The sequence below is a fragment of the Mycobacterium sp. ELW1 genome (assembly GCF_008329905.1).
GTDB lineage: Bacteria > Actinomycetota > Actinomycetes > Mycobacteriales > Mycobacteriaceae > Mycobacterium.
Genome location: NZ_CP032155.1, coordinates 2,854,455 through 2,874,414, shown reverse-complemented (window position 1 = coordinate 2,874,414; position 19,960 = coordinate 2,854,455). Strand labels below are relative to the sequence as shown.

Annotated in this window: 18 protein-coding genes and 1 pseudogene; 7 read left to right on the top strand and 12 right to left on the bottom strand. The window is 68.0% G+C overall.

The features are described from left to right. Genes D3H54_RS13385 through D3H54_RS13365 form a run of 5 tightly spaced genes read right to left on the bottom strand, consistent with a single transcriptional unit; the run spans position 1 to position 6,102 of the window. Entirely contained in the window at positions 1-1,581 is a 1,581-nt protein-coding gene (locus D3H54_RS13385) for an ABC transporter substrate-binding protein (RefSeq protein WP_149379447.1), read from the bottom strand. Beyond that, the gene (locus D3H54_RS13380) at positions 1,578-2,219 is read right to left on the bottom strand and encodes a cysteine hydrolase family protein (protein ID WP_115320246.1); all 642 of its coding nucleotides are present in this window, start codon (positions 2,217-2,219) and stop codon (positions 1,578-1,580) included. The genes D3H54_RS13385 and D3H54_RS13380 overlap by 4 nt, the downstream gene beginning before the upstream one ends. Further along, a complete protein-coding gene (locus D3H54_RS13375; RefSeq protein WP_115320247.1) occupies positions 2,220-3,224 on the bottom strand; it encodes an ABC transporter permease in 1,005 nt (334 codons plus the stop codon). An 11-nt stretch (positions 3,225-3,235) separates the two neighbouring features. Further along, on the bottom strand, positions 3,236-4,105 hold the full coding sequence (locus D3H54_RS13370) for an ABC transporter permease (RefSeq protein WP_115320248.1): 870 nt from the start codon (positions 4,103-4,105) through the stop codon (positions 3,236-3,238). Beyond that, on the bottom strand, positions 4,105-6,102 hold the full coding sequence (locus D3H54_RS13365) for a dipeptide ABC transporter ATP-binding protein (protein ID WP_115320249.1): 1,998 nt from the start codon (positions 6,100-6,102) through the stop codon (positions 4,105-4,107). Before D3H54_RS13365 ends, D3H54_RS13370 begins: the two co-directional genes overlap by 1 nt. 219 nt (positions 6,103-6,321) lie before the next feature. Between D3H54_RS13365 and D3H54_RS13360 the strand changes: the two genes are divergently transcribed. The 6 genes from D3H54_RS13360 (at position 6,322) to D3H54_RS13335 (ending at position 12,526) form a co-directional block, all read left to right on the top strand. Next, on the top strand, positions 6,322-6,987 hold the full coding sequence (locus D3H54_RS13360; RefSeq protein ID WP_149379446.1) for a TetR/AcrR family transcriptional regulator: 666 nt from the start codon (positions 6,322-6,324) through the stop codon (positions 6,985-6,987). Positions 6,988-6,996: 9 nt separating this feature from the next. Then, positions 6,997-8,433: a serine/threonine-protein kinase gene (locus D3H54_RS13355; RefSeq protein ID WP_149379445.1), complete on the top strand. Its 1,437-nt coding sequence runs from the start codon at positions 6,997-6,999 to the stop codon at positions 8,431-8,433. 10 nt (positions 8,434-8,443) lie between these two features. Further along, positions 8,444-9,928 (top strand): cryptochrome/photolyase family protein, encoded by a 1,485-nt coding sequence (locus D3H54_RS13350; protein WP_149379444.1) that lies wholly within the window; start codon positions 8,444-8,446, stop codon positions 9,926-9,928. Between the two features lie 130 nt (positions 9,929-10,058). Continuing rightward, complete coding sequence (locus D3H54_RS13345) at positions 10,059-10,472, top strand: hypothetical protein (RefSeq protein WP_149379443.1); 414 nt, start codon at positions 10,059-10,061, stop codon at positions 10,470-10,472. A gap of 54 nt (positions 10,473-10,526) precedes the next feature. After that, complete coding sequence (locus D3H54_RS13340) at positions 10,527-11,426, top strand: metal-dependent hydrolase (protein WP_149379442.1); 900 nt, start codon at positions 10,527-10,529, stop codon at positions 11,424-11,426. Continuing rightward, on the top strand, positions 11,426-12,526 hold the full coding sequence (locus D3H54_RS13335) for a PDR/VanB family oxidoreductase (protein ID WP_149379441.1): 1,101 nt from the start codon (positions 11,426-11,428) through the stop codon (positions 12,524-12,526). The genes D3H54_RS13340 and D3H54_RS13335 overlap by 1 nt, the downstream gene beginning before the upstream one ends. Here D3H54_RS13335 and D3H54_RS13330 read toward each other — a convergent pair whose 3' ends face one another. Next, positions 12,527-13,837, bottom strand: a complete 1,311-nt coding sequence (locus tag D3H54_RS13330) for an NAD(P)/FAD-dependent oxidoreductase (protein ID WP_149379440.1) — start codon at positions 13,835-13,837, stop codon at positions 12,527-12,529. A gap of 90 nt (positions 13,838-13,927) precedes the next feature. On the opposite strand from D3H54_RS13330, the gene D3H54_RS13325 reads away from it, so the two are divergent. Continuing rightward, positions 13,928-14,707 carry an LmeA family phospholipid-binding protein gene (locus D3H54_RS13325; protein WP_286199228.1) on the top strand — a complete coding sequence of 260 codons (780 nt, stop codon included), beginning with the start codon at positions 13,928-13,930 and terminating at the stop codon, positions 14,705-14,707. Here the strand turns inward: D3H54_RS13325 and D3H54_RS13320 are convergent. The 6 genes and pseudogenes from D3H54_RS13320 to D3H54_RS13295 all read right to left on the bottom strand — a co-directional run. Next, positions 14,675-15,729: pseudogene (locus D3H54_RS13320) on the bottom strand (phosphatase PAP2 family protein); the annotation flags it as partial. The gene D3H54_RS13325 and the pseudogene D3H54_RS13320 sit on opposite strands and share 33 nt — an antisense overlap. Before the next feature lie 131 nt (positions 15,730-15,860). After that, positions 15,861-16,418, bottom strand: a complete 558-nt coding sequence (locus D3H54_RS13315) for a hypothetical protein (RefSeq protein WP_149379439.1) — start codon at positions 16,416-16,418, stop codon at positions 15,861-15,863. A 64-nt stretch (positions 16,419-16,482) separates the two neighbouring features. Next, the gene (locus tag D3H54_RS13310; protein ID WP_286199227.1) at positions 16,483-16,968 is read right to left on the bottom strand and encodes a MarR family winged helix-turn-helix transcriptional regulator; all 486 of its coding nucleotides are present in this window, start codon (positions 16,966-16,968) and stop codon (positions 16,483-16,485) included. Between the two features lie 145 nt (positions 16,969-17,113). Then, positions 17,114-17,638, bottom strand: a complete 525-nt coding sequence (locus D3H54_RS13305) for a TetR-like C-terminal domain-containing protein (RefSeq protein ID WP_286199226.1) — start codon at positions 17,636-17,638, stop codon at positions 17,114-17,116. Positions 17,639-18,030: 392 nt separating this feature from the next. Continuing rightward, a complete protein-coding gene (gene dtd / locus D3H54_RS13300; protein WP_149379436.1) occupies positions 18,031-18,462 on the bottom strand; it encodes a D-aminoacyl-tRNA deacylase in 432 nt (143 codons plus the stop codon). Between the two features lie 36 nt (positions 18,463-18,498). Next, positions 18,499-19,935 (bottom strand): aldehyde dehydrogenase family protein, encoded by a 1,437-nt coding sequence (locus tag D3H54_RS13295; protein ID WP_149379435.1) that lies wholly within the window; start codon positions 19,933-19,935, stop codon positions 18,499-18,501. Positions 19,936-19,960: the final 25 nt, after the last annotated feature.

The window sequence follows — 19,960 nt, the reverse complement described above, 5'->3', positions numbered from 1 at the left end:
TCAGCCCACCGACAGCGCGGCCAACCGCAGCGAGTTCGGATCGGTCACCACGTGCGCCTGCTCGATACCCTTCAGCCACGGCTGGGCGACCATGAAATCGTTGACATTGGCGATGTTCAGCCAGCAACCGGTCTTCACCGCTTCCTCACCGGCGGTGGAGAAGTCCGCGAGGTCACCGGTGGGCAGACCCTTGGCCAACGCGTCGGTGATCGGCGGGGCCGAGCACCCGAAGAAGTTCAGGCCACCGTCGGCATCCCAGGAGATGTGCCCCCACGTGTAGGGCGACGGTGCATCAGGCCAGCCGAGGTAGGTCATGATCTCCGGTGCCGCCTGACCGTCACCGCCGACCCACCCGTAGATCTCCGAGGTCGGGTAGGCCTGAACCTTGGCGTTGAGTCCCGCCGCGGCGAGCTGGGTCTGAATCAGGTTGGAAATCAACTGGTTATCGGGGTTCGATGAGTCGTAGCCGATGGTGACGGACTTCTGGTCGGCCGGCTGGCTCGCAGCCAGCGTGGTCAGAACGGACGGATCATGGGTCACCGACTGCTTGCCATACTCAGCGGCCATCATGTTCGCCGGGTAGATCTGGTCAGCCTTCTTGCCGCGGCCGAAGTAGGTCTGCTTGACCAATTCGTCGACGTCGATCGCCTGCATGACGGCGTTGCGGTTCTTCGCGTCGGTCATCATCCCCTTCTTGGGGTTGATGTAGACGAAGTTCGACATCATGGTCGGCAGTGAGTAATTCGCGAACGCCTTGTTGTCCAGATAGGACTGCACGGCCGAGGACGGCAGGTCGTGCAGGATCGCGCCGAGCTGACCATTGTTGAACTGCAGCTGCTGCGCCGAGACGTCGGTGATCACCGGCAGTTCGACCTTCTCGAAGTACGGCTTGGCGCCCCAGTAGTCGCCGAAGGCGGTCAGCTGGTACTTCGAGCCGACCTCGGCGGCGGTCAGCGTGTACGGGCCGGTGCCCAGGTCATGGGTGGTCAGATAACCCTGCGCGTGGTCGGTGCCCCCGTTCTTCTGCAGGCCGTCAGGACTCATCATCCGCGGACCGTATGGGCAGGCCAGGTAGTCCAGGAACGCCGAGTTCGGCGCCTTGAGCGTGACGGTCACGTCGTAATCGCCCTGGGTGGTTACCGATTCGACGTCGGAGACCATGTAAGCGGGCCCCTGATTCACCGCCGCGCGCCGGTCGAAGGACGCCTTGACCGCCGCCGAGGTGAAGGGAGTGCCGTCGTGGAACTTCACCCCCTGACGCAGCTTGAAGTTGAACACCTTGTTGTCCGGCGAGGCCGTCCACTCGGTGGCCAGCAGCGGCTGGAGCTCCGCCTTGTCGGTGCCGGCCTTGTACTGCAGCAGACCCTCATAGGTGTTGGTGGTCAGCAGCAGGCCCTGGCCTGCGTAGTAGATGTCGGGGTCCGGCGGCTGGCCCGGATCCTGCAGGAACGACACCTTCAGCACCTTGTCGGTCGGCGCCGCGTTCGGAGTGCTGCTGCCCCCGGAATTCGAACCGCCACAGGCGGTCAGAGCCAGGGCTGCGGTCGCGCCGATCGCGAGCAGCGTAGTGAGTTTCTTCATCGGGCGGCTCCTTCGAGTACCGGGGTGGTCAGGGATGCAAAGGCGTCGAGGATCTCCTCGGTGGTCCGCGTTGCACCGGTTTGCAGGTATTCCATGGCATCCAGTGCGGCATCGTGCCGGTAGATCGACGAGCCGCCGACACAGTCGGACACCACCCGCACGTGGAAGTCGCGCTGATGGGCATCGGCGAAGGTGTAGTGCACACATACGTCGGTCAGGCCGCCGATCAGGATCAGCGTGTCGGCCTTCAGCCCGGACAGCACGATCTCGAATTCGGTTCCGATGAAACCGGAATAGCGCCGCTTGACGATGTGGAACTCGTGGTTGGGGCCGGTGAAGTCGGGTAACAGCTCGGGATGCAGCGGGGTGCCCGGCCTGCCGTCGATGCAGTGCGGTCCTTCGACACCGTCGAGTTCCCGGCCGAAGTCGATGCCGCTGGCGCGGTGCACTTCCTGGAAGAACACGATCGGGATCGTCGCGGCACGCGCGGCGGCGATCAGCTGCCGCGCCCGGCCGATTCGGTCGGCGTATCCAGCCATGTGCGGGATGCCCACCTCCTCGACGGGCATGTCGCCACTTTCCTGCATGTCGACGACGACCAAGACCGGATTGCCCACTATCAGTGGCTGTTTCGGCACCTATCCTCCTGTAACTGCGATGCGGGGGTCTGCGGCGGCCTGGAGAAGATCCACGACCGTGTTGATGAAGACGTAAAGGGCGCCGAGCATCAGCGTGACGCCGGCGATCGCCGGGAAGTCGGCCACCGGAATGCTCTGGGCGATGTACTGGCCGATGCCCGGCCAGCCGAAGACCTGCTCGACCACCAGCACGCCGGCGAACATCAGGCCGACCTGCAGCCCGGTCATCGACAACGCCGAACCGACGCAGTTGCGCAGCACGTGACCGGCCACTATTCGGCTCTCCGACAGACCTTTCGCGCGTGCGGTTCGCACATAGTCGCTGTCCATGTCGGTGAGCAGACTGGACCGAAGCACCCGGCCGATGGCGACCGCCGGGCCCAATGCCAGCACCAGGGCAGGCAGGATCAGGTGGTGCAGGGCATCGGTGACGACGTCGAAACGCCCGCTGAGCAGTCCGTCGACGGTGAGCAATCCGGTGGGGCCGGTCGGCGGATTGCTGATACCGATGCGGCCGTTGGCCGGCACCCAGCCCAGCTTCTGGTAGAAGACGATCAGCCCGAGGATGCCGAGCAGGAACATCGGCGCCGAGGACCCGGTGAACAGGATCGCCCGCAGCACAGCCGAACCGCGCCACTTCAAAGTGGTGCTGAATGCCAGCAGCACGGCCAGAACCAGTGCGATGCCGATACCGTAGATGGCCAGTTCCAGGGTGGCCGGGAAGAAGCTACCGAGATCGGAGGCGACGGCGTGCCGAGTCCGGTACGACGTTCCGAGGTCGCCCTGGACCGCTCCGGTGAGGTAGTGCCAGAACTGGGTCACGATCGGATCGTTGAGGCCCAACGCTTCTCGGCGCGCGGCCACCGCCGAGGCCGACGCCTGTGCACCCATCTGGGCCTTGACCGGATCCAGTGGCGAAATATGTTGCAGCACAAACATCACGGCGGTCAGTGCGACCAGGATCACCAGCGTCGCGGCCAGTCGGGAGGCGATGAACGTTTTCACCTGCGGGCCTCCTAGCTCGTCTTCATCAGGTTGCGCAGGCTGTCACCGGCGACGTTGCCGATCACTGCGAGGACAAGGACACCCAGGCCGGGCATCACCGGCACCCACCACTGCTGCAGGAAATAGCTCAGGTTGCGGGCGGCGTCGGCGCCGAGTTCCGGGGCGGGGGCCGATTGCCCGAGTCCGAGGAACGACAGCGCAGCCAGCGTGAGGATCAACGTGCCGAGGTCGAGGCTGGCGGCCACCAGCGCATTGGGCACAGCGCCGGGCAGCAGGTGGCGGGTGGCGACCCGGACGGGTCCGACCCCGGCCAGCCGGGCGGCCTCGACGTGGGGCCGGGCCGCCAACCGCGCGACCTCACCGCGAACCAGCCTCGCGTAGAACGGCCACCACACGATCGACACCGCGATCAGGGTGTGCACGAACCCGGGTCCCAGTGCGGCGACGACGGCGATGGCCAGCACCGGCGCGGGCAGCGACAGGAAGCCGTCGGTGATCCGCATCAAGGTTGCGTCCAGCCAGCCGCCGGTCGCGCCTGCGATGAGCCCGACGAGCCCTCCGATGAGCAGCCCGACGCCGACCACCACCAGGGCCGCGAACCAGCTCGACCGGATGCCGAACAGCACGCGGCTCAAGATGTCCCGTCCGACGCTGTCGGTACCGAGCAGGAAGCCGTTCTTGCCGGGCGCCTGCAGCGGCATACCCACCGGCACCAGCGGGTCATGCGGGGCCAGCAGTGGCACGGCGACGGCGATCACCGTCACCAGCAGCAGCAACGACACACCAAGCCAATTGACGATCAGCGCACGGTCTTTCGGTAGCGCCGACATCCTCTTCGCGCGGCTGCGCAACAGTGCCGGGGCGGGGACTGCGATGGCCATCAGCGCGCCTTCCGTTCGATACAGGCGACCTGGTGCGGGCTGCCGGGAGTGCCTTCAAGGCGGACGTCGAGCTCGATGTCGCTGCAGGTGTCGATCGCGATCGGGCACCGCGGGTGGAAGGCGCAGCCGGTCGGCGGTGACAGTGGGCTGGCGGGTTCGCCTGCCAGCACCCGGCAGTCGCGACCCAGGTCGGGGATCGCGTCGACCAGCGCCTGGGTGTAGGGATGTGTCGGGCGTCCGATCACGTCTTCGGCGGGGCCGATCTCCACGATGCGCCCCAGATACATCACCGCTATGCGGTCGGCGACCACCCGCGCCACCGACAGGTCGTGGGTCACGAACACCACCGACATGTCCAGGGTGCGGCGCAGTTCGCCGATCAGGTTGAGCACCGAAGCGGCCAGCGACACATCGAGCGCGCTGGTCGGCTCGTCGCAGAGCAGCACCTGCGGCGGGATCACGGTGGCCCGCGCCAGCGAGACGCGTTGCCGCTGGCCGCCGGAGAGCTGCGCGGCCCGCGACTTGACCACATCCTGCGGAAGGCCGACTCGCTCCAGCACCGCTGCGACAGCGTCCTTGCGCTCGCTGCGTGACATCGAGGTGCCACGCAGCCGTTCACCGATCAGCTCGCCGACGGACAACCACGGTGTCAGTGAGGCACCGGCGTCTTGGAAGACCATCTGCGGGCGGGTGTCGCCGGCCAGTTCGACTTCGCCGGTGGTCGCCTTCTCCAAGCCGGCGATGATGCGCAGCAGCGTCGACTTGCCCGAGCCGCTCTCCCCGACCAGCGCCACCGACTCGCCGTGCGCGACGGTCAGCGACACTCCGCGCAGCGCCTGCAGTTTGCCCCCGGATGCCCCGGAGCGGTCCAGCCTGCGACGGCGCACGGTGAACGTCTTGGTGACGGTGCGGGCGTCGACGGCGGGCGGCTGTTCGAGAGAGATCTCGGCACGATCCGGGAAAGCCTCGACCTCGGCGGCGACGATGCCGGCCAACTCGGTGCGCATCTGCGCAGGCTCGATGATGCAGGCGCTCACCCGGTTCTCCGCGCATGCCACCGGATCCGGCGGGGTTGCGGAGCATTCGGTGCGGGCCAGCGCACACCGCGGCACGAACGCGCACCCGGGCAGTGGCGCGCTCGGGCTGGGCACCTGGCCGGCCATCGCCGCCAGCGGACGGTCCCGCGCCGTGTCCAGCGTCAACCGCGACTGCAACAGGCCGTGAGTGTAGGGATGCGCGGGAGCGGCGAGAACGTCGGCGGTGGGTCCTATTTCAGCGATCCGCCCGGCGTAGAGCACGGCGATGCGGTCGGCGATCTGCGCGGCGACGCCGAGGTCGTGGGTGATCAGAACGATGCTGCAGCCGATCTCGGCACGCAGCCGCTGCAGCAGCGCCAGCACCTGCGCCTGCACGGTCACGTCGAGTGCGGTGGTCGGCTCGTCGGCGATGATCAATTCGGGGTTCCCGGCCACCGCGATCGCGATCATCACCCGCTGGCGCAATCCGCCGGACAGTTCGTGCGGATAGGCCCGCATCCGCCGTTCGGGATCCGGAATGCCAACTGCGGTCAGCAGTTTCAGGGCCTCGTCGCTGCTGCCTGCCACTTCCTCGACTTGCTTGCCGATCCGCATCGTCGGGTTCAGCGACGTCATCGGATCCTGGAACACCGCGCCGAGGTCGAGCCGGCGAACCTTGCGCAGCTGCTTGGCAGCGCCGGTGAGCATGTCGGTTCCGCAGACCGCAACACTGCCCGCGGTCTTAGCGGAGCCGAGCAGGCCGAGCATGCTGAATCCCAGAACGCTCTTGCCCGAGCCGGATTCGCCAACCAGGCCCACGATTTCTCCGGGCGCGATCTGCAGCGACACTCCGCGCAGCGCGTGCACGTCCTTGCCGTTGCGGCGGAACGTGACACAGAGATCATCCACCGCGGCGACCACATCACCCGGCGTCGTCGCCGGTGCGTCAGGTCGCAGCGCGACACTTGCGGCGCTCGCCATGCAGAGTCTCCCGGAAGGTCAGAGGGTCCACGAGGATGCGCTCACCGGTGAGCCATCAGCCTGTCGATTGACAGTTTTGCGGGCCTCTCGTCGCGGTGGGTGTCGCTGGCGTAACCAAACCAAGACGGCGCGTAACCGATAGGTATCCCGCGTTTCTGTCATGTGACAGAAAATCCCCGGGTCTGTCTTTTCGCAGGTGATGTAGGTCAACATCGGACCATGGAGACAACGCGGGCGGGCCGTCCGCGCTTGACCGAACGGCGCAGACCCGGCACGACCGCCCGGGACGAGATCCTCGACGCCGCGGCGGAACTGTTCACCAGCCGCGGCTATGCCAGCACCTCGACCCGGGCCATCGCCGAGGCGGTCGGCATCCGGCAAGCCTCGCTCTACCACTACTTCAAGACCAAGGACGAGCTGCTGTCGGCACTACTGCACCAGACCGTGACGCCGACTTTGACGTTCCTGTCCGGCCTCGAGCAGGGTGGCGACCCCCGCTCGGCCGCAGGCACTCTGCACGCCCTGGCCGCCTTCGATGGCGCCCAGCTGCTGACAGCGCAGTGGAACCTGGGCGCCCTCTACCTTCTGCCCGAGCTCAGGGAGGCGCGACTGGCCACCTTCTGGACCGAACGCGAGCGGCTCCGCCAGGCCTACCTCGACCTCAGCCGCGTGGTTCTGGTCGCGACCGGGATCGCCGACGACGCGGCCGACCTTCCGTTCCGTCTGGTCGAGTCTCTGGTGAACATGTGGACACCGCCCCCACACCCGAACCCCGGCACGCTGGCCGGCCACGTTGCCGACGCGTGCCTTCGCGTACTCGGTGTCACCGAGGACCAGCTTGCCGCGCTCAGCGCGTCCGAACCCGCCCGGGCAGGACATTTGTAGTATCAGGCCATGCCGCTGGCCGAAGGCGAGACATTCGCGGGCTATACGATCCTGCGATTGCTGGGCGCGGGTGGGATGGGTGAGGTCTACCTGGCCCAGCATCCCCGGCTCCCCCGCCGCGACGCCCTCAAGGTGTTACCGGCCTCGGTGAGCAGCGATGCCGAGTACCGGGCGCGGTTCGAGCGGGAGGCGGACATCGCCGCCACGCTCTGGCACCCCCACATCGTCGGCGTCCACGACCGGGGCGAAACCGACGGCCAGCTGTGGATCGCGATGGATTTCGTCGACGGCAACGATGCCGGCGATCTGTTGAAGAACTTCCCCACCGGACTGCCGCAGGCCGAGGTGCTCAACATCGTCACCGCGGTCGCCGAGGCGCTGGACTACGCCCACCAACGCCATCTGCTGCACCGCGACGTCAAGCCCGCCAACATCCTGGTCTCCAAGCAGGATTCCGGCGAGGAGCGGATCCTGTTGGCGGACTTCGGAATTGCCCGGTGGGACAACGATGCCAGCGGGCTGACCCAGACCAACATGACGGTCGGCACGGTGTCGTATGCCGCCCCGGAACAGCTGATGGGCCGCGACCTCGACGGGCGGGCCGACCAGTATGCGCTGGCGGCCACTGCCTACCACCTGCTCACCGGCACCCCGCCGTTTCCGCATTCCAATCCCGCGGTGGTGATAAGCCAGCATCTGTCGGCGTTGCCGCCGAGCCTGGCCGAGCACCGCCCGGAGCTTGCGAACCTCGACGGGGCGCTGCGCAAGGCGCTGTCCAAGGATCCCGCGGAGCGGTTCGACCGCTGCGTGGACTTCGCGCGGGCCCTGGCCCACCACATCACCACCCCGGTGTCGGGTGACGGCCTCACCGACGCCGAGGCCACCCGGCTGACCCCGATCACCGATGCGGCGCCCGCCGGCGAACCGTCCCCGCAGTCCCACAATCGGTGGCTGAAGATCCTGCTTCCCGTCCTGGCGGTGCTGCTGGTCGCCGGTGTCGCGATCGCCTTCATCGCCGGCCGCGACCGCGGGGAGGACGTTGCCGCCCAGAACGTCCGCACGGCCACGACGACAGCGACCACCCCGGTTGTCCCGCCACCGCCGCCGGTGGTCGCGACGACGACACCATCGACCGCGGCGACCGACACCGTCACCGTCGAGCCGACCCCCACCGCGGTGATCGGCTCGGACTGCACCGAGCCGGGCGCCACCGGAACCACCGCCGACGGGGCGACCGCCTACTGCACGAAGTTGCAGTACACCAACCGCTATCTGTGGTCGGTGCATCAGGACGAGATCCCCAATCCGGTGGTCACGTCGTCGCCGACTTCTGCCGTGGCGGCTCCGCCGACGGAGACCGAGTCCCCGGTCCGTGTCTGCATGCAGGAAACCGGGCATACCCGATTGCGATGTGCGGAGGAGATATTGCGCGGCAACGGCGGGTAGGACCGAACCGATGAGCGCTGACGACACCCCGCTGTGGCTGTTCGCCGATCAGCTCGGGCGGGAGTTCCACGGCGGCGAACACGCGCACCGTCCGGTGTTCTTGGTCGAGGCCACCTCCGCGCTACGACGGCGCCGCTATCACCGGCAGAAGCTGCACCTGGTGCTGTCCGCGATGCGGCACGCCGCAGCGGACCTGGGTGAGCGCGCAACCCTGGTACGCGCGGACACCTACACCGAGGCGCTCCGCGAGTACGGCGGGCCGGTGCTGGTGCACGAACCGACATCGTTCGCCGCCGATCGCTTCGTGCGGCGTCTCCAGCGCGACGGAGTGGTCGCCGAGGTGTTGCCCACTCCCGGATTTGCCTTGTCGCGGAACGACTTCCGCCAATGGGCCGGGGATCGCCGCCGGTTCCGGATGGAGGACTTCTACCGCGAGCAGCGCCGCCGGTTCAGCGTGCTGATGGACGGGTCCGAGCCGGTGGGCGGGCGGTGGAACTTCGACGCCGAGAACCGCGAGTCCCCACCCAAGAACGGTCACTCGATCGGCGTCGACGCGCCGTACCACCCGCGGGAAGACGACATCGACGATCAGGTGCGCCGCGACCTGGATGCGATGAATCTGCCGACGGTCGGCGTCGACGGACCGCGGCTGTTCGCGGTCACCCCGGCCGAGGCACGCCGGGCGCTGACGAGATTCATCGAGCGTCGACTGCCGCTGTTCGGCCGCTACGAGGACGCCATGATGGGCGGTGACTGGGCGATGTCGCATTCGCTTCTGTCGGTGCCGCTGAATCTCGGGGTGCTGCACCCGCTGGACGCCGTGCACGCCGCTGAGCAGGCCTACCGGGACGGCGACGCCCCACTGGCCGCCGCCGAGGGGTTCATCCGCCAGATTCTGGGGTGGCGGGAGTACATGTGGCACCTGTACTGGCACTTCGGCCCGGACTATCTGGACAACAACGCCCTGGACGCCGAGACCCCGCTGCCGGCCTGGTGGACCGAACTCGACGCCGATTCGGTCACCGCCGAATGCCTGCGGCAGGCGCTCGGCGGTGTGCGGGACCGCGGCTGGGCGCACCACATCCAGCGGCTGATGGTGCTGGGCAGCCACGCGCTGCAGCGCGGTTACCAGCCGCGGGCCCTGACCGAGTGGTTCGCCACCGCCTTCGTCGACGGCTTCGCGTGGGTGATGCCGACGAATGTGGTCGGGATGAGCCAGCACGCCGACGGCGGCCTGCTCGCCACCAAGCCGTACACCTCCGGTGGTGCCTACGTGAACAAGATGAGCGATCACTGCCGCTCGTGCAGCTTCGACCCGAAGGTCCGCATCGGAGCGGATGCATGCCCCTTCACCGCGGGATACTGGGCGTTCGTGCACCGTCACCAGGACCTGCTGGCCGGCAACAACCGCACTGCGCGCGCGGTGTCGTCGATGGCGCGGCTGGCCGACCTGGACGCCGTCGTCGAGCAGGAACGGCACCGCGAGACGTTCTAGTCACACACCGGTGAAACAAATCCATGCCCTTGTGGCGATAGAGGTCGCAAGAGGCTGGTGTGATCTGCTCGCAGAGCGACCTCCAAGCTCCCTGGGCTATGTTCGACCGCAGAGACAGACGGAGGTTGGAGTGAAAAGGCTCATCCTGGTGGCCGCCGGCGCGCTTGCCGCAAGTTCGGCAGCAGCCGCCCTCAGCATGGGGGCCAGCAGCGCCGACCCGAATGCCGGCGGCACGATGAACATCCTCGGCGAACCGTATTACAAGGCGGTCGCGATCCTGCACGCCCAAGGCATCTCGACGGTCTTCGGCGGCTCGGTGGGCAGCGACGTTCCGCAGGCCAAGTGCATCGTGCAGAGCCAGAAATACCTGGCCAGCGGCAAGATGTCGCTGATGCTGAACTGCACCAAGGCTGCCCAGCCCGACGCGCCGGCACCCAGCGCACCGGGTACCGCCCCCGCCCAGCAGATCCCGTCCGACGGTGGTTCCCGCCCGACTCCGGGTGCCCCCGGAACCGTCATCGTCACGCCGACTCAGGTCGGCTGACCCCGCCCCGGGACGAGCTAGACTCCTCGGCAGTCACTGCCGGGAGGTTTGCCCATGCTGCGCCCACGCCGTTTCGAACGCGAGATCGATCCGGGTCCGGTGCAGATCCAGGCCCGCAAGGTCGCCTTCGACGTGTCCGGCGCGCCGTTGCACTGGATTCCAGGCCATCCCGTCGCATCGCACATGGTCGGGCTGCTCAACATCGTCCTCCCGGTCGCCGAGCGCTGGTTCGTCGACGCCTACAATGAGGCGCTCCCGCTGGTGAAGGATCCGCGGCTGGCCGAGGACATGCGCGGGTTCATCGGCCAGGAGGCCACCCACGCCGACACCCACGACAAGGTCCTGCAGGAGCTGATGGTGGCGCGCGGCGTGGACCCCGAGCCGATCCTGCGCCAGCTCGACTACGTGTTCGGTCAGGTGCTCTCGCCGAGCACGTCGGCTGACCCACGGAAGCGGCTGAACAATCTCTGCGATCGCCTGTGGCTGATCGCGGCGATCGAGCACTACACCGCGGTGCTGGGCGACTTCGCGCTGAACTGCGCCTGGGACGACTACGGCGCCGACCCCACCCTGGTCGACGTGTTCCGCTGGCACGGCAGCGAAGAGGTCGAGCACCGCAACGTTGCGCACGACGTCGCGGTCTACTTCCACGACAGCTATCTCGACCGGATCCGCTCGATGGCCATCGCGGCAACACTGATGGCCGGCTTCTTCAACCGCGGCGCCTGGTTTCTGTGCCGGACGGACCCCAGCCTGGACATGAGCTGGTGGCGAATGCAGAAGCTGCGGGCCGACGACTCCAAACGCGGCCTGTTGCCCAAGTACCGCAAGCTCTTCGGCACGACGACGCTGACCTATTTCCGGCCGAACTATTCGCCCGAGGACGTCGGGTCCACCGCGCAGGCGGTCGCCTACCTGGCCAGTTCGCCGGCCGCCCGCGCCGCGCACCTGTGATGCGACTGCCCCGGCTGCGGCCCGCGCCGCCGAGCGCATCGGGCCGTACTCGCCACGACCCGTTGCTGCGCCTCACCGATGCGTCGATCACGGCGCTGTGGGCGATCAGCGGCGCGGTGCGACGCCCGGCGATGCCGCGGGCCCGCGAGCGCACGTTCACGCTGCAGGTCGTCGACCGCCGTGTGGTCGCACGGGATCAGAACGTGGTGGCACTCACGCTGGCGGCGCCGGATCGACGGGCGCTACCGGCATGGCATCCCGGCGCGCATGTGGACATCCGGCTGCCCAGTGGGCGTGTTCGGCAGTACTCGCTGTGCGGCGACCCCGCTGTGCCCACCAGTTACCGGATCGCGGTGCGGCGCATTCCCGACGGTGGCGGCGGGTCGATCGAGGTGCATGGCCTCGGACTCGGCGCGACGGTGACCACCGGTGGCCCGCGAAATGCGTTCCCGCTCACCGTTCCCGGCTACGGCTCCCCCGCCCGGCAGCTGCGGTTCATCGCCGGCGGTATCGGCATCACCCCGATCCTGCCGATGCTGGGTCTGGCGCAGCGGCTGGGTGTCGACTGGTCGATGATCTACGCCGGACGCAGTCACGAGTCCATCCCGTTCCTCGACGAGCTGCGCAGGTTCGGTGACCGGGTGCAGATCCGCACCGACGATGAACACGGAATCCCCACCGCTGCTGAACTTTTGGGCGATTGCCCGGATGGCGCAGGCGTGTACACCTGCGGTCCGGCCCCGATGCTCACCGCCGTTCGGGCGGCGCTGAGCGGCCGCGGCGACGTCGAACTGCATTTCGAGCGGTTTGCCGCCCCACCGGTGGTCGACGGCACGACGTTCACCGCGACGGTGGCCTCGACGGGTGCCACGGTGACGGTGCGGCCCGAGGAGACGCTGCTGTCGGCGCTGCAGCGCGAGCAGGTGGCGGCGCCGTACTCCTGCCAGCAGGGATTCTGCGGCACCTGCCGCACCCGCGTCGTCAATGGTGTTGTGCAGCATCGAGATACGCTTCTCACCGAACCCGAGCGGGCCCAGGGGATGATGCTGACGTGTGTGTCACGCGCTCCCGAGGGCGGCCACCTGACGCTGGATCTGTAGTCAGTCGGCCTTGAGCATCGGAATGCCCTCGCTGGTCGAGAACTGGGCGTCCTCCTGGCTGGCAAGTCCCATCGACACCAGAGTCCTCGGGAAGATCAGGTCGGTGAGGTAGGCCAGCCCGACCGCCCACCGGTTGACTCCGCGCGGGATCGCATACAGGTGATAGGCACGGGTGACGGCCTTCGCAGGCAGGCCGGAGACCTGGATGTTGAGCGGGTTGGCGACGGCTTTGCGCGGGCCGAGGTCGACGACCAAACCCATGTTGCGATGCCGGTAATCCTTGGGGGTGCCGAATCCCAGGCTGGCGGCAACGTTGCGCGCCAACGCTTTTCCTTGCCGCACCGCATGCTGGGCGGTGGGCGGGGTGATCGTGCCGGGCTGGGTCAGGTCGGGGACGGCGGCGGCGTCGCCCGCGGCGAACACGTCGGGGTGGCCGGGCACCCGCAGGTCCGCGCCGACCGTCAGCCGGCCCCTCTCGGTCGGCAGGCCGAGTGTCTCGATCAGCGGTGCGGCGGTCACCCCGGTCACCCACGCCACCGTCCGGGTGTCGACCCGCGAATCATCGCTGAGCACAACGTGATCGGCGTGCACTTCCGTCAATGTCAAGCCCAGCCGTACGTCGACGCCGCGTTCGTGCAGGACTTTCCTCGCGGCCTTGCCGAGTTTCTCGCCCACTTCGGGCATCACCTGTTCGGCCAGGTCCAGCAGCAGGAAGCGCACCGATTCCGGGTCGAATCCCATCTGGCGGGCCGCGGCATCGGCCAGCGCCCGGAGCTGGAGGACCAGTTCGGTGCCCGAATACGACGCGCCCACCACCACGACGGTGCGTCGGCCCGCGGCCACTGCGGGGTCGGCGTCGATACCGGCCAGTTCCAGCTGCTCGAGGACGTGGTCACGCAGGTAGAGCGCCTCGGCGATCGACTTGAGCCCGCGGGCGTAGGTGGCCAGGCCGGGAATGTCGAAAAGGCGGGTCACCGAGCCGGGCGTGAGCACCAGCCGATCCCAGGCCAGCTCGTGGGTTCGCCCCTCGGGATCGGTGTAGCCGAGCGTGTGCGCTGCCAGGTCCGCTGTGTCGACGCGCCCGCGGATCACCCTGACCCCGGGAAGGGATCCGGCCAGCGGGATGGAGACGAACCGCGCATCGACCAGGCCGCCGGCCACGTCGGGCAGCAGCGGTGTGTAGAGCATGTAGTCGATCGGCGAAATGAGGGTGATCTGCACATCCGCGTGGTGCCGGTGCAGGCGCCGCTGCAGTCGCCGCGCGCACTCGAACCCGGTGAAGCCGCTTCCCACCACCACAACCGACGTCATCGGGCCAGTTATACCCTCGCCCGCCGAATGCAAACTCAGGGTTGGGACTGTTGCGCCGCGCCGTGCCGACCGAGCAGGATGGGTAGCCCTATGGCACGTTCGCTGGGTCTGCTGTCCTCGGTGTGGTCGTCGGCGGCGACCTTCCCGGTGAGCACCGGGGCGGCGATGGCGTACCGCACCCTGTTCATGACCGTCAGGCGGTTGGTGGTCGGCCGCACGATGACCGTGCGCCTCGACGGCGGGGACGTCACGCTGACCGTCACCGAATTCAACTCGCGCCTCGATGTTCGTGGCCTCGCCGTCGGCCAGCTGAACGACGTCCGGATAGCCGCGACCGACATCCGTTGGGGCAACCACCATTTCGAGGGTGCCACGATGGTTCTGCACAATGTGCACTTGAAGCCGGGGGTTCCACCGGTACTGGTGGCCGCACCGGTCGACGTGACGATGGTCGTCTCCACCCAGGCCCTCAACGCGGTGTTCGCCGAGTCGCTGCCGCGGTTGTCGGGCCATGTCGATGACGACGGCATAGCGCGGTTGCGCTGGACTCGCCACCCCCGGCTGGGCAGTGTGGAGGTGGACGTGGAGTTGGACGGCTCCACGTTGTGGTTGCATCCGCGGGCGCTGCGCACCACTCGGCGTCGGTGGGCGTTGCCGACCCGGTTGCCGTCCTATCCGGTGCGGCTCCCGGAACTGGCCAGCGGCCTGACCCTGACCAGTCTGTCGTTGGGGCCCAGCTCGTTACAGCTGACGGGTAGCCTCCCGCAGTGGCGGGCCGAGGTGCCCAGGGCGCGGGTCGAGGACGTCCTCACCCAGCTCAGTGCCGTCGGGCGGCCACTCAACTTCACCGGGCGGTCCCGCCGCGGCTAGCCGGCGGCGCTCGTAGCGGCGGACCGCCAGCACCGTCAGGGCGGCCAGCGCCCAGCCGAGCAGCAGATCGACCACGTAGTGCTCGGCCGCGTAGACCAGCGTGAAGGCCATGACCATCACGTAGCCGGCCAGCAGTGGCCGCCAGCGCCGGGCAACCCGCCCCACAGGAAGGCCGCGATCATCGCCGACAGGCCGGCGTGCAGCGACGGAATGGCGGCGACCAGGTTGACGCTGGCCTGACCCTCGTCGAGCAGCGCGCGGGCCACGCCCAGATGCAGCATCTCGAAGCCCCGGCCGGAGATCCGCTCCACGACGTCATTGGCGCCCGGATGCTGGCTGATCACCGGCCCCAGCAGCCCGCCATCGGCGGGCGGCACCGGGCTGAACATGCACGGCGGCGCGGACGGACCGCCGGCCACGTCGGCCGGCTCGCAGCGGGCCGCCGCCCAGGGCGGCGCGGCGGGCAGCACCGCGTAGATGGCCAGCGCCGCGAACGACAGCACCAGGAAACGGCGGACGAATGCCTTCCACTCGGCCCGGTCGCGCAGCCACAGCACGCCCGCCACCACGTACGGGAGGATGAAGAACGAGATGTAGACCGTGCTGATCACCACCTCCCACCAGGGCGGGGACGGCATCTTGAGGTGTTCCTGAAGCCACACGGTGGGCACCGCGCCGAACATCAGGCGGTCCACCTCCGGCTGCCACAGCCACTGGGTGGGGGTGCCGATAAGCCCGGCCGCTCGCCTGCTCAGGTCGTAGACGATCAGCACCACGGCGAAGGGCAGCCAATCGCGCACGATCAGCAACACCTGGCGCCGCCCGATGCTGGCGGCCAGCAGCCCGGAGCATACGTAGAGCAGCACGAGCTCGCGATTGATCGCCAAACCATTTGTGGCAGTCCACAATACGATACCCGCGAGCCAGATTCCGATGGCGATGCGACGTATCAGCGTGAGCCGGTTGCTTCCAGGGTCCAGACCGCGCTGCGGCGCTTCGGGCTCGACATCGACGGCGGTCATCGCCGTCCACTCAACCCGTCCATCGCATGGGGTTACCCGATTTGCGCAAGATTTCGTTAAGACACCGTTAATCCGGCTGCGGCGGGCCGACCCGACGGGTGGTGGTCGCGTAGACCGGCAATTCGGCCGGCTCAGTCCCAGGCCGAGGCAACAGCCTCTTCGACATCGATGACCTTCGCCTGCTGCGAGGCCGGGCTGTCGATCTCGTCGGCCACGTATGCCGCGACGAAGCGGCGGATCTCGGTGTCCACGCCGGCCACGATCCGCAGGATCTCGCCGCGCACCGATTTCGACGTCACGTGCACCGCGATGTCCGAGGGCCGCGGCTTGGCGACGTCGATGACCAGGGTTAGGGGTTCGGCCGCCCGGGCGGTAGCCCGCAGCGCGATGTCGCCGTCGACCTTGAACCGCTGCTTGTCGACCCGCAGGTCCACGATCAGCTCGATCACCAGCGGGATGCGCACGTTGAACGTGATGGTCTCGCCGACGCTGCGCCGGGCGGTCGGCTGTTGGATCTTCACTTTGGCGGTGACCTTGGCCAGGCCACCAGGCCCCTGGGCCATCGGGCCCATCTCGAATTCGCCGCCGGCGATCTCGGCGAACGCGGCAGCCACCCGCTCCTCGGTCACCGCGATTTCGAAGAACCGGCGCCCGAATTCCTCATAGGTGACGAAGCTGTGGGATTGCATAGAGGTCTACGTTCTCACGTCCGATGTGCACGCCAGAGCGCGGACCGGTAACAAATCGGTCGTGTCAGGCCGGCGGCCACACCAAACGGAGCCCGACGTCGTCGGCAGGTTCACCGGCGGCGGCCGCGAAAGCGTCCAGCGAGGTGATGACGGAGTCGCGCTCCGTGCCGTTCATGGTGCTCAGGACGCGGGTGATGGCGCGGCGCCGGTGGCGGGTGACCTTGCGAACCAGCTGCCTGCCCTCGGTGGTCAGGGACAGTGAGATGTTGCGCCGGTCCGCTGCGGAATCCTGCCGGTGCAGGAACCCGGCTTTGATCAGCCGTTCGCAGATCCGGCTGGCGTTGGACGGGCTGATCTCCAGCGCTGCCGCCACCGAGGCGAGATTGAGTGGGCCGCGGGTGTCGATCATCACCAGCACCCGAAGCTGCGGCACCGTGACCACGTCGGAGATTTCGGCTATCGAGGCGGCCGCGATGCCGACCAGTGCGCGGCAGGCGCGCAACACCGCGTCGACGTCGGCTGCCGACGGCCCGTCGCCCGTCTCGGTCACCGCCTCCCCCTCACCCTCGGCATTGGGCCAGCAGAACGCCGCAGCCCGGGGAGGGCAAGGATACCGGACGTCGGGAAGCCCTGTGGTTCTTGGAGTTTGGGGAAGTCCGCGTGCCTCGCGGCGATTCCGCTGATGCGCGGCTAGGTCACCGCTTCGCAACGGCATGCCACGCCAGGTCGGCGATCGCGGCGCAGTAGTGCTCGGCGATCGGTTCCCGGGTGTAGAGGGCGCGCACGTTGATCGGGGCGAGAACGAGTTGCATCGCGGCGATCGTGTCGACACCGTCTCGCAGCTCGCCGCGCGCGGCGGCGCGGTCGAACACCGAGCGGATACTCGCGAACCGCCGCATCCAGAACGCCATCCGGGTGTCGTCTGCGAAAGCGGCGCGGTCGTCGACCACCAACGCCCTCAGCAGACTGCGACCGACCGTGTCGTTGACCTGTTGGGCCACCACCGTGGCCAGGGCCTGCAGATCGGTGCGCAGTGACCCGGTGTCGGGTGCGGTGAGGACATCGTTGCTCCAGAACAAGAGCGCCTCGAGGGCGAGCCGACTGCCGTCTCCCCAGTATTTGGTGACCAGCGATTCGTCGATCTTGTGCCGAGAGCACATCGTCGGAATGTCGAATCGCTCCAAGCCCCACCGGGTCAGCTCGTCGTAGGCGGCTTTCATCACCGTGTGCCGGACGTCGTCGGGGACGCCGGCGTCCGTATGCTCCGCCTCGCCGTCGATTGGTCGACCTCCGTCCTGCCGTGCGTCAGCTGCCAGTCAACCACTTCTGCCCGGTGGCTCGGATCAGATTTCCACCGCGATCGCCGACGGGCACGGCTCGGCATCTCCGGGTCCCCGCACGGTCAGCCGACCGCCAGTCTCGGCAGAGAGAAACGGGGTCATGAACGAGGCACCCGGAAAGGCCCGGGAAAAAATCCTCGTCCCACAGCACCCACCACGCCCATCATCGTCATCAAGGTGGCGACACCGCGACATTCGCCCGAGGTCGCCACGCCTATCAGGCTCTGCGCCAACAGGATTCCTGACCGGCGCCCAGCGCCACCGCAGCGCGGTCACAGCTCCAGCAGCACCGTGACCGGGCCGTCGTTGACCAACGTCACCGCCATGTCGGCACCGAACACGCCGGTTTCGACGTGGGCGCCCAGCTCCCGCAGCGCATCGGCGAAGGCCGTGACGAGCGGCTCGGCGACGGCGCCCGGTGCAGCCGCGTTCCAGGTCGGCCTGCGCCCCTTCACGGTGTTGGCGTACAGGGTGAACTGGCTGATCACCAGGATCGGTGCGCCGGTGTCGGCCGCGGACCGTTCGTCGTCGAGAATCCGCAACTGCCACAGCTTTTCGGCGAGCCGGCGGGCGATGGCGTCGGTGTCGGAATGGGTGACGCCGACCAGGGCCAGCAGACCCTGGCCGGACGGCCGGATTTCCCCGACCACCTCGCCGCCCACCGAGACCGACGCCGACGTCACCCGCTGCACCAGCACCCGCATGGGTGCCGATGCTAGTGCGAGACAGCCGGGTCCGACCTACTCCCCGGTGCCCACCGGCGCGTACCCGAGAATCGCCTTGGTCTCCAAGAAGTCGGCGAAACCCTCTTCGCCCCACTCCCGGCCGTTGCCACTGGTTTTGTATCCACCGAAGGGGGCCTTGATGTCGAACGCGTGGTTGATGGCGACCGCGCCGGCACGGATGCGCCGGGCCAGGGCACGCGCCTGGTCCAGGTCGGCGCCGGAGACATAGCCGTAGAGGCCGTAGTCGGTGTCGTTGCCGATCTCGACGGCCTGGTCCAGGTCATCGTAGCCCAGGATGCACAGCACCGGTCCGAAGATCTCCTCGCGGGCGATCGTCATGTCGTTGTTCACGTCGGCGAACACCGTGGGGCGCACGTAGTAGCCGGTGTCGAGGCCCTCAGGACGGCCCGGGCCGCCGGCCACCACCGTCGCTCCCTCGGCGATGCCCTTCTCGATGAGGCCCTGGACCTTCTCGAACTGCATGCGGGAGGCCACCGGCCCGATGGCCGAACTGTCGGACAGGTCGCCGACCTTGACGCCCTCGGCGGTGGCCTTCGCCACCGCCACCGCTTCGTCCATTCGCGACTTCGGGACCAGCATGCGCGACGGTGCATTACAGCTCTGCCCGGAATTCATCATCATCACTGCGACGCCGGCCGCCACGCTCTGGCCGAACGCCTCGTCGTCGAGCACGATGTTGGGGCTCTTTCCGCCCAGTTCCTGGCTGACCCGCTTGACGCTGGGGGCGGCGTTGCGCGCCACCTCGATGCCGGCCCGGGTCGAGCCGGTGAACGACACCATGTCGATGCCGGGATGGCTGGACAGCGCGGCGCCGACGCCCGGCCCGTCACCGAAGACCATGTTGTAGACACCGGCGGGAAGCCCTGCGGCGTCCATGATCTCGGTGAAGATCTGCCCGGAGAACGGCGCGACCTCCGACGGTTTGAGCACCATGGTGCAACCGGCAGCCAGGGCCGGGAACACCTTGCAGGCGATCTGGTTGATCGGCCAGTTCCACGGCGTGATGAGGCCACACACCCCGACCGGCTCCTTGACCACCATGGTCTGGCCGCGCTCGGTTTCGAAGCTGTAGTTCTTCAGCACGTCGATGGCGGTCGAGAGGTGGCCGAGACCCATCATCACCTGCGGCCCCGCGGCCAGTGTCGGAGGTGCGCCCATCTCCTCGTGCACCGCATCAGCGAGATCCTTCAGACGTTTCTGGTACTCGTCGAGGATCGTCTGCAAGACGTCGAGGCGGTCTTCCTTGGAGCTGACCGACCACGTGCCGAATGCCCTGCGGGCCGCCTTCACCGCCTTGTCCACGTCGGCGTCGCTGCCGATGGCGATCGTGCCGCCGACCTGCTCGAGCGTCGGGTTGTCGACGTCGAGCGTCCGCAGCTCGACCGGATCCACCCACTGGCCATCGATGTAGAACTTCAGATATTCGCGCATGATCACATCCTCCTCAATCCGGGTG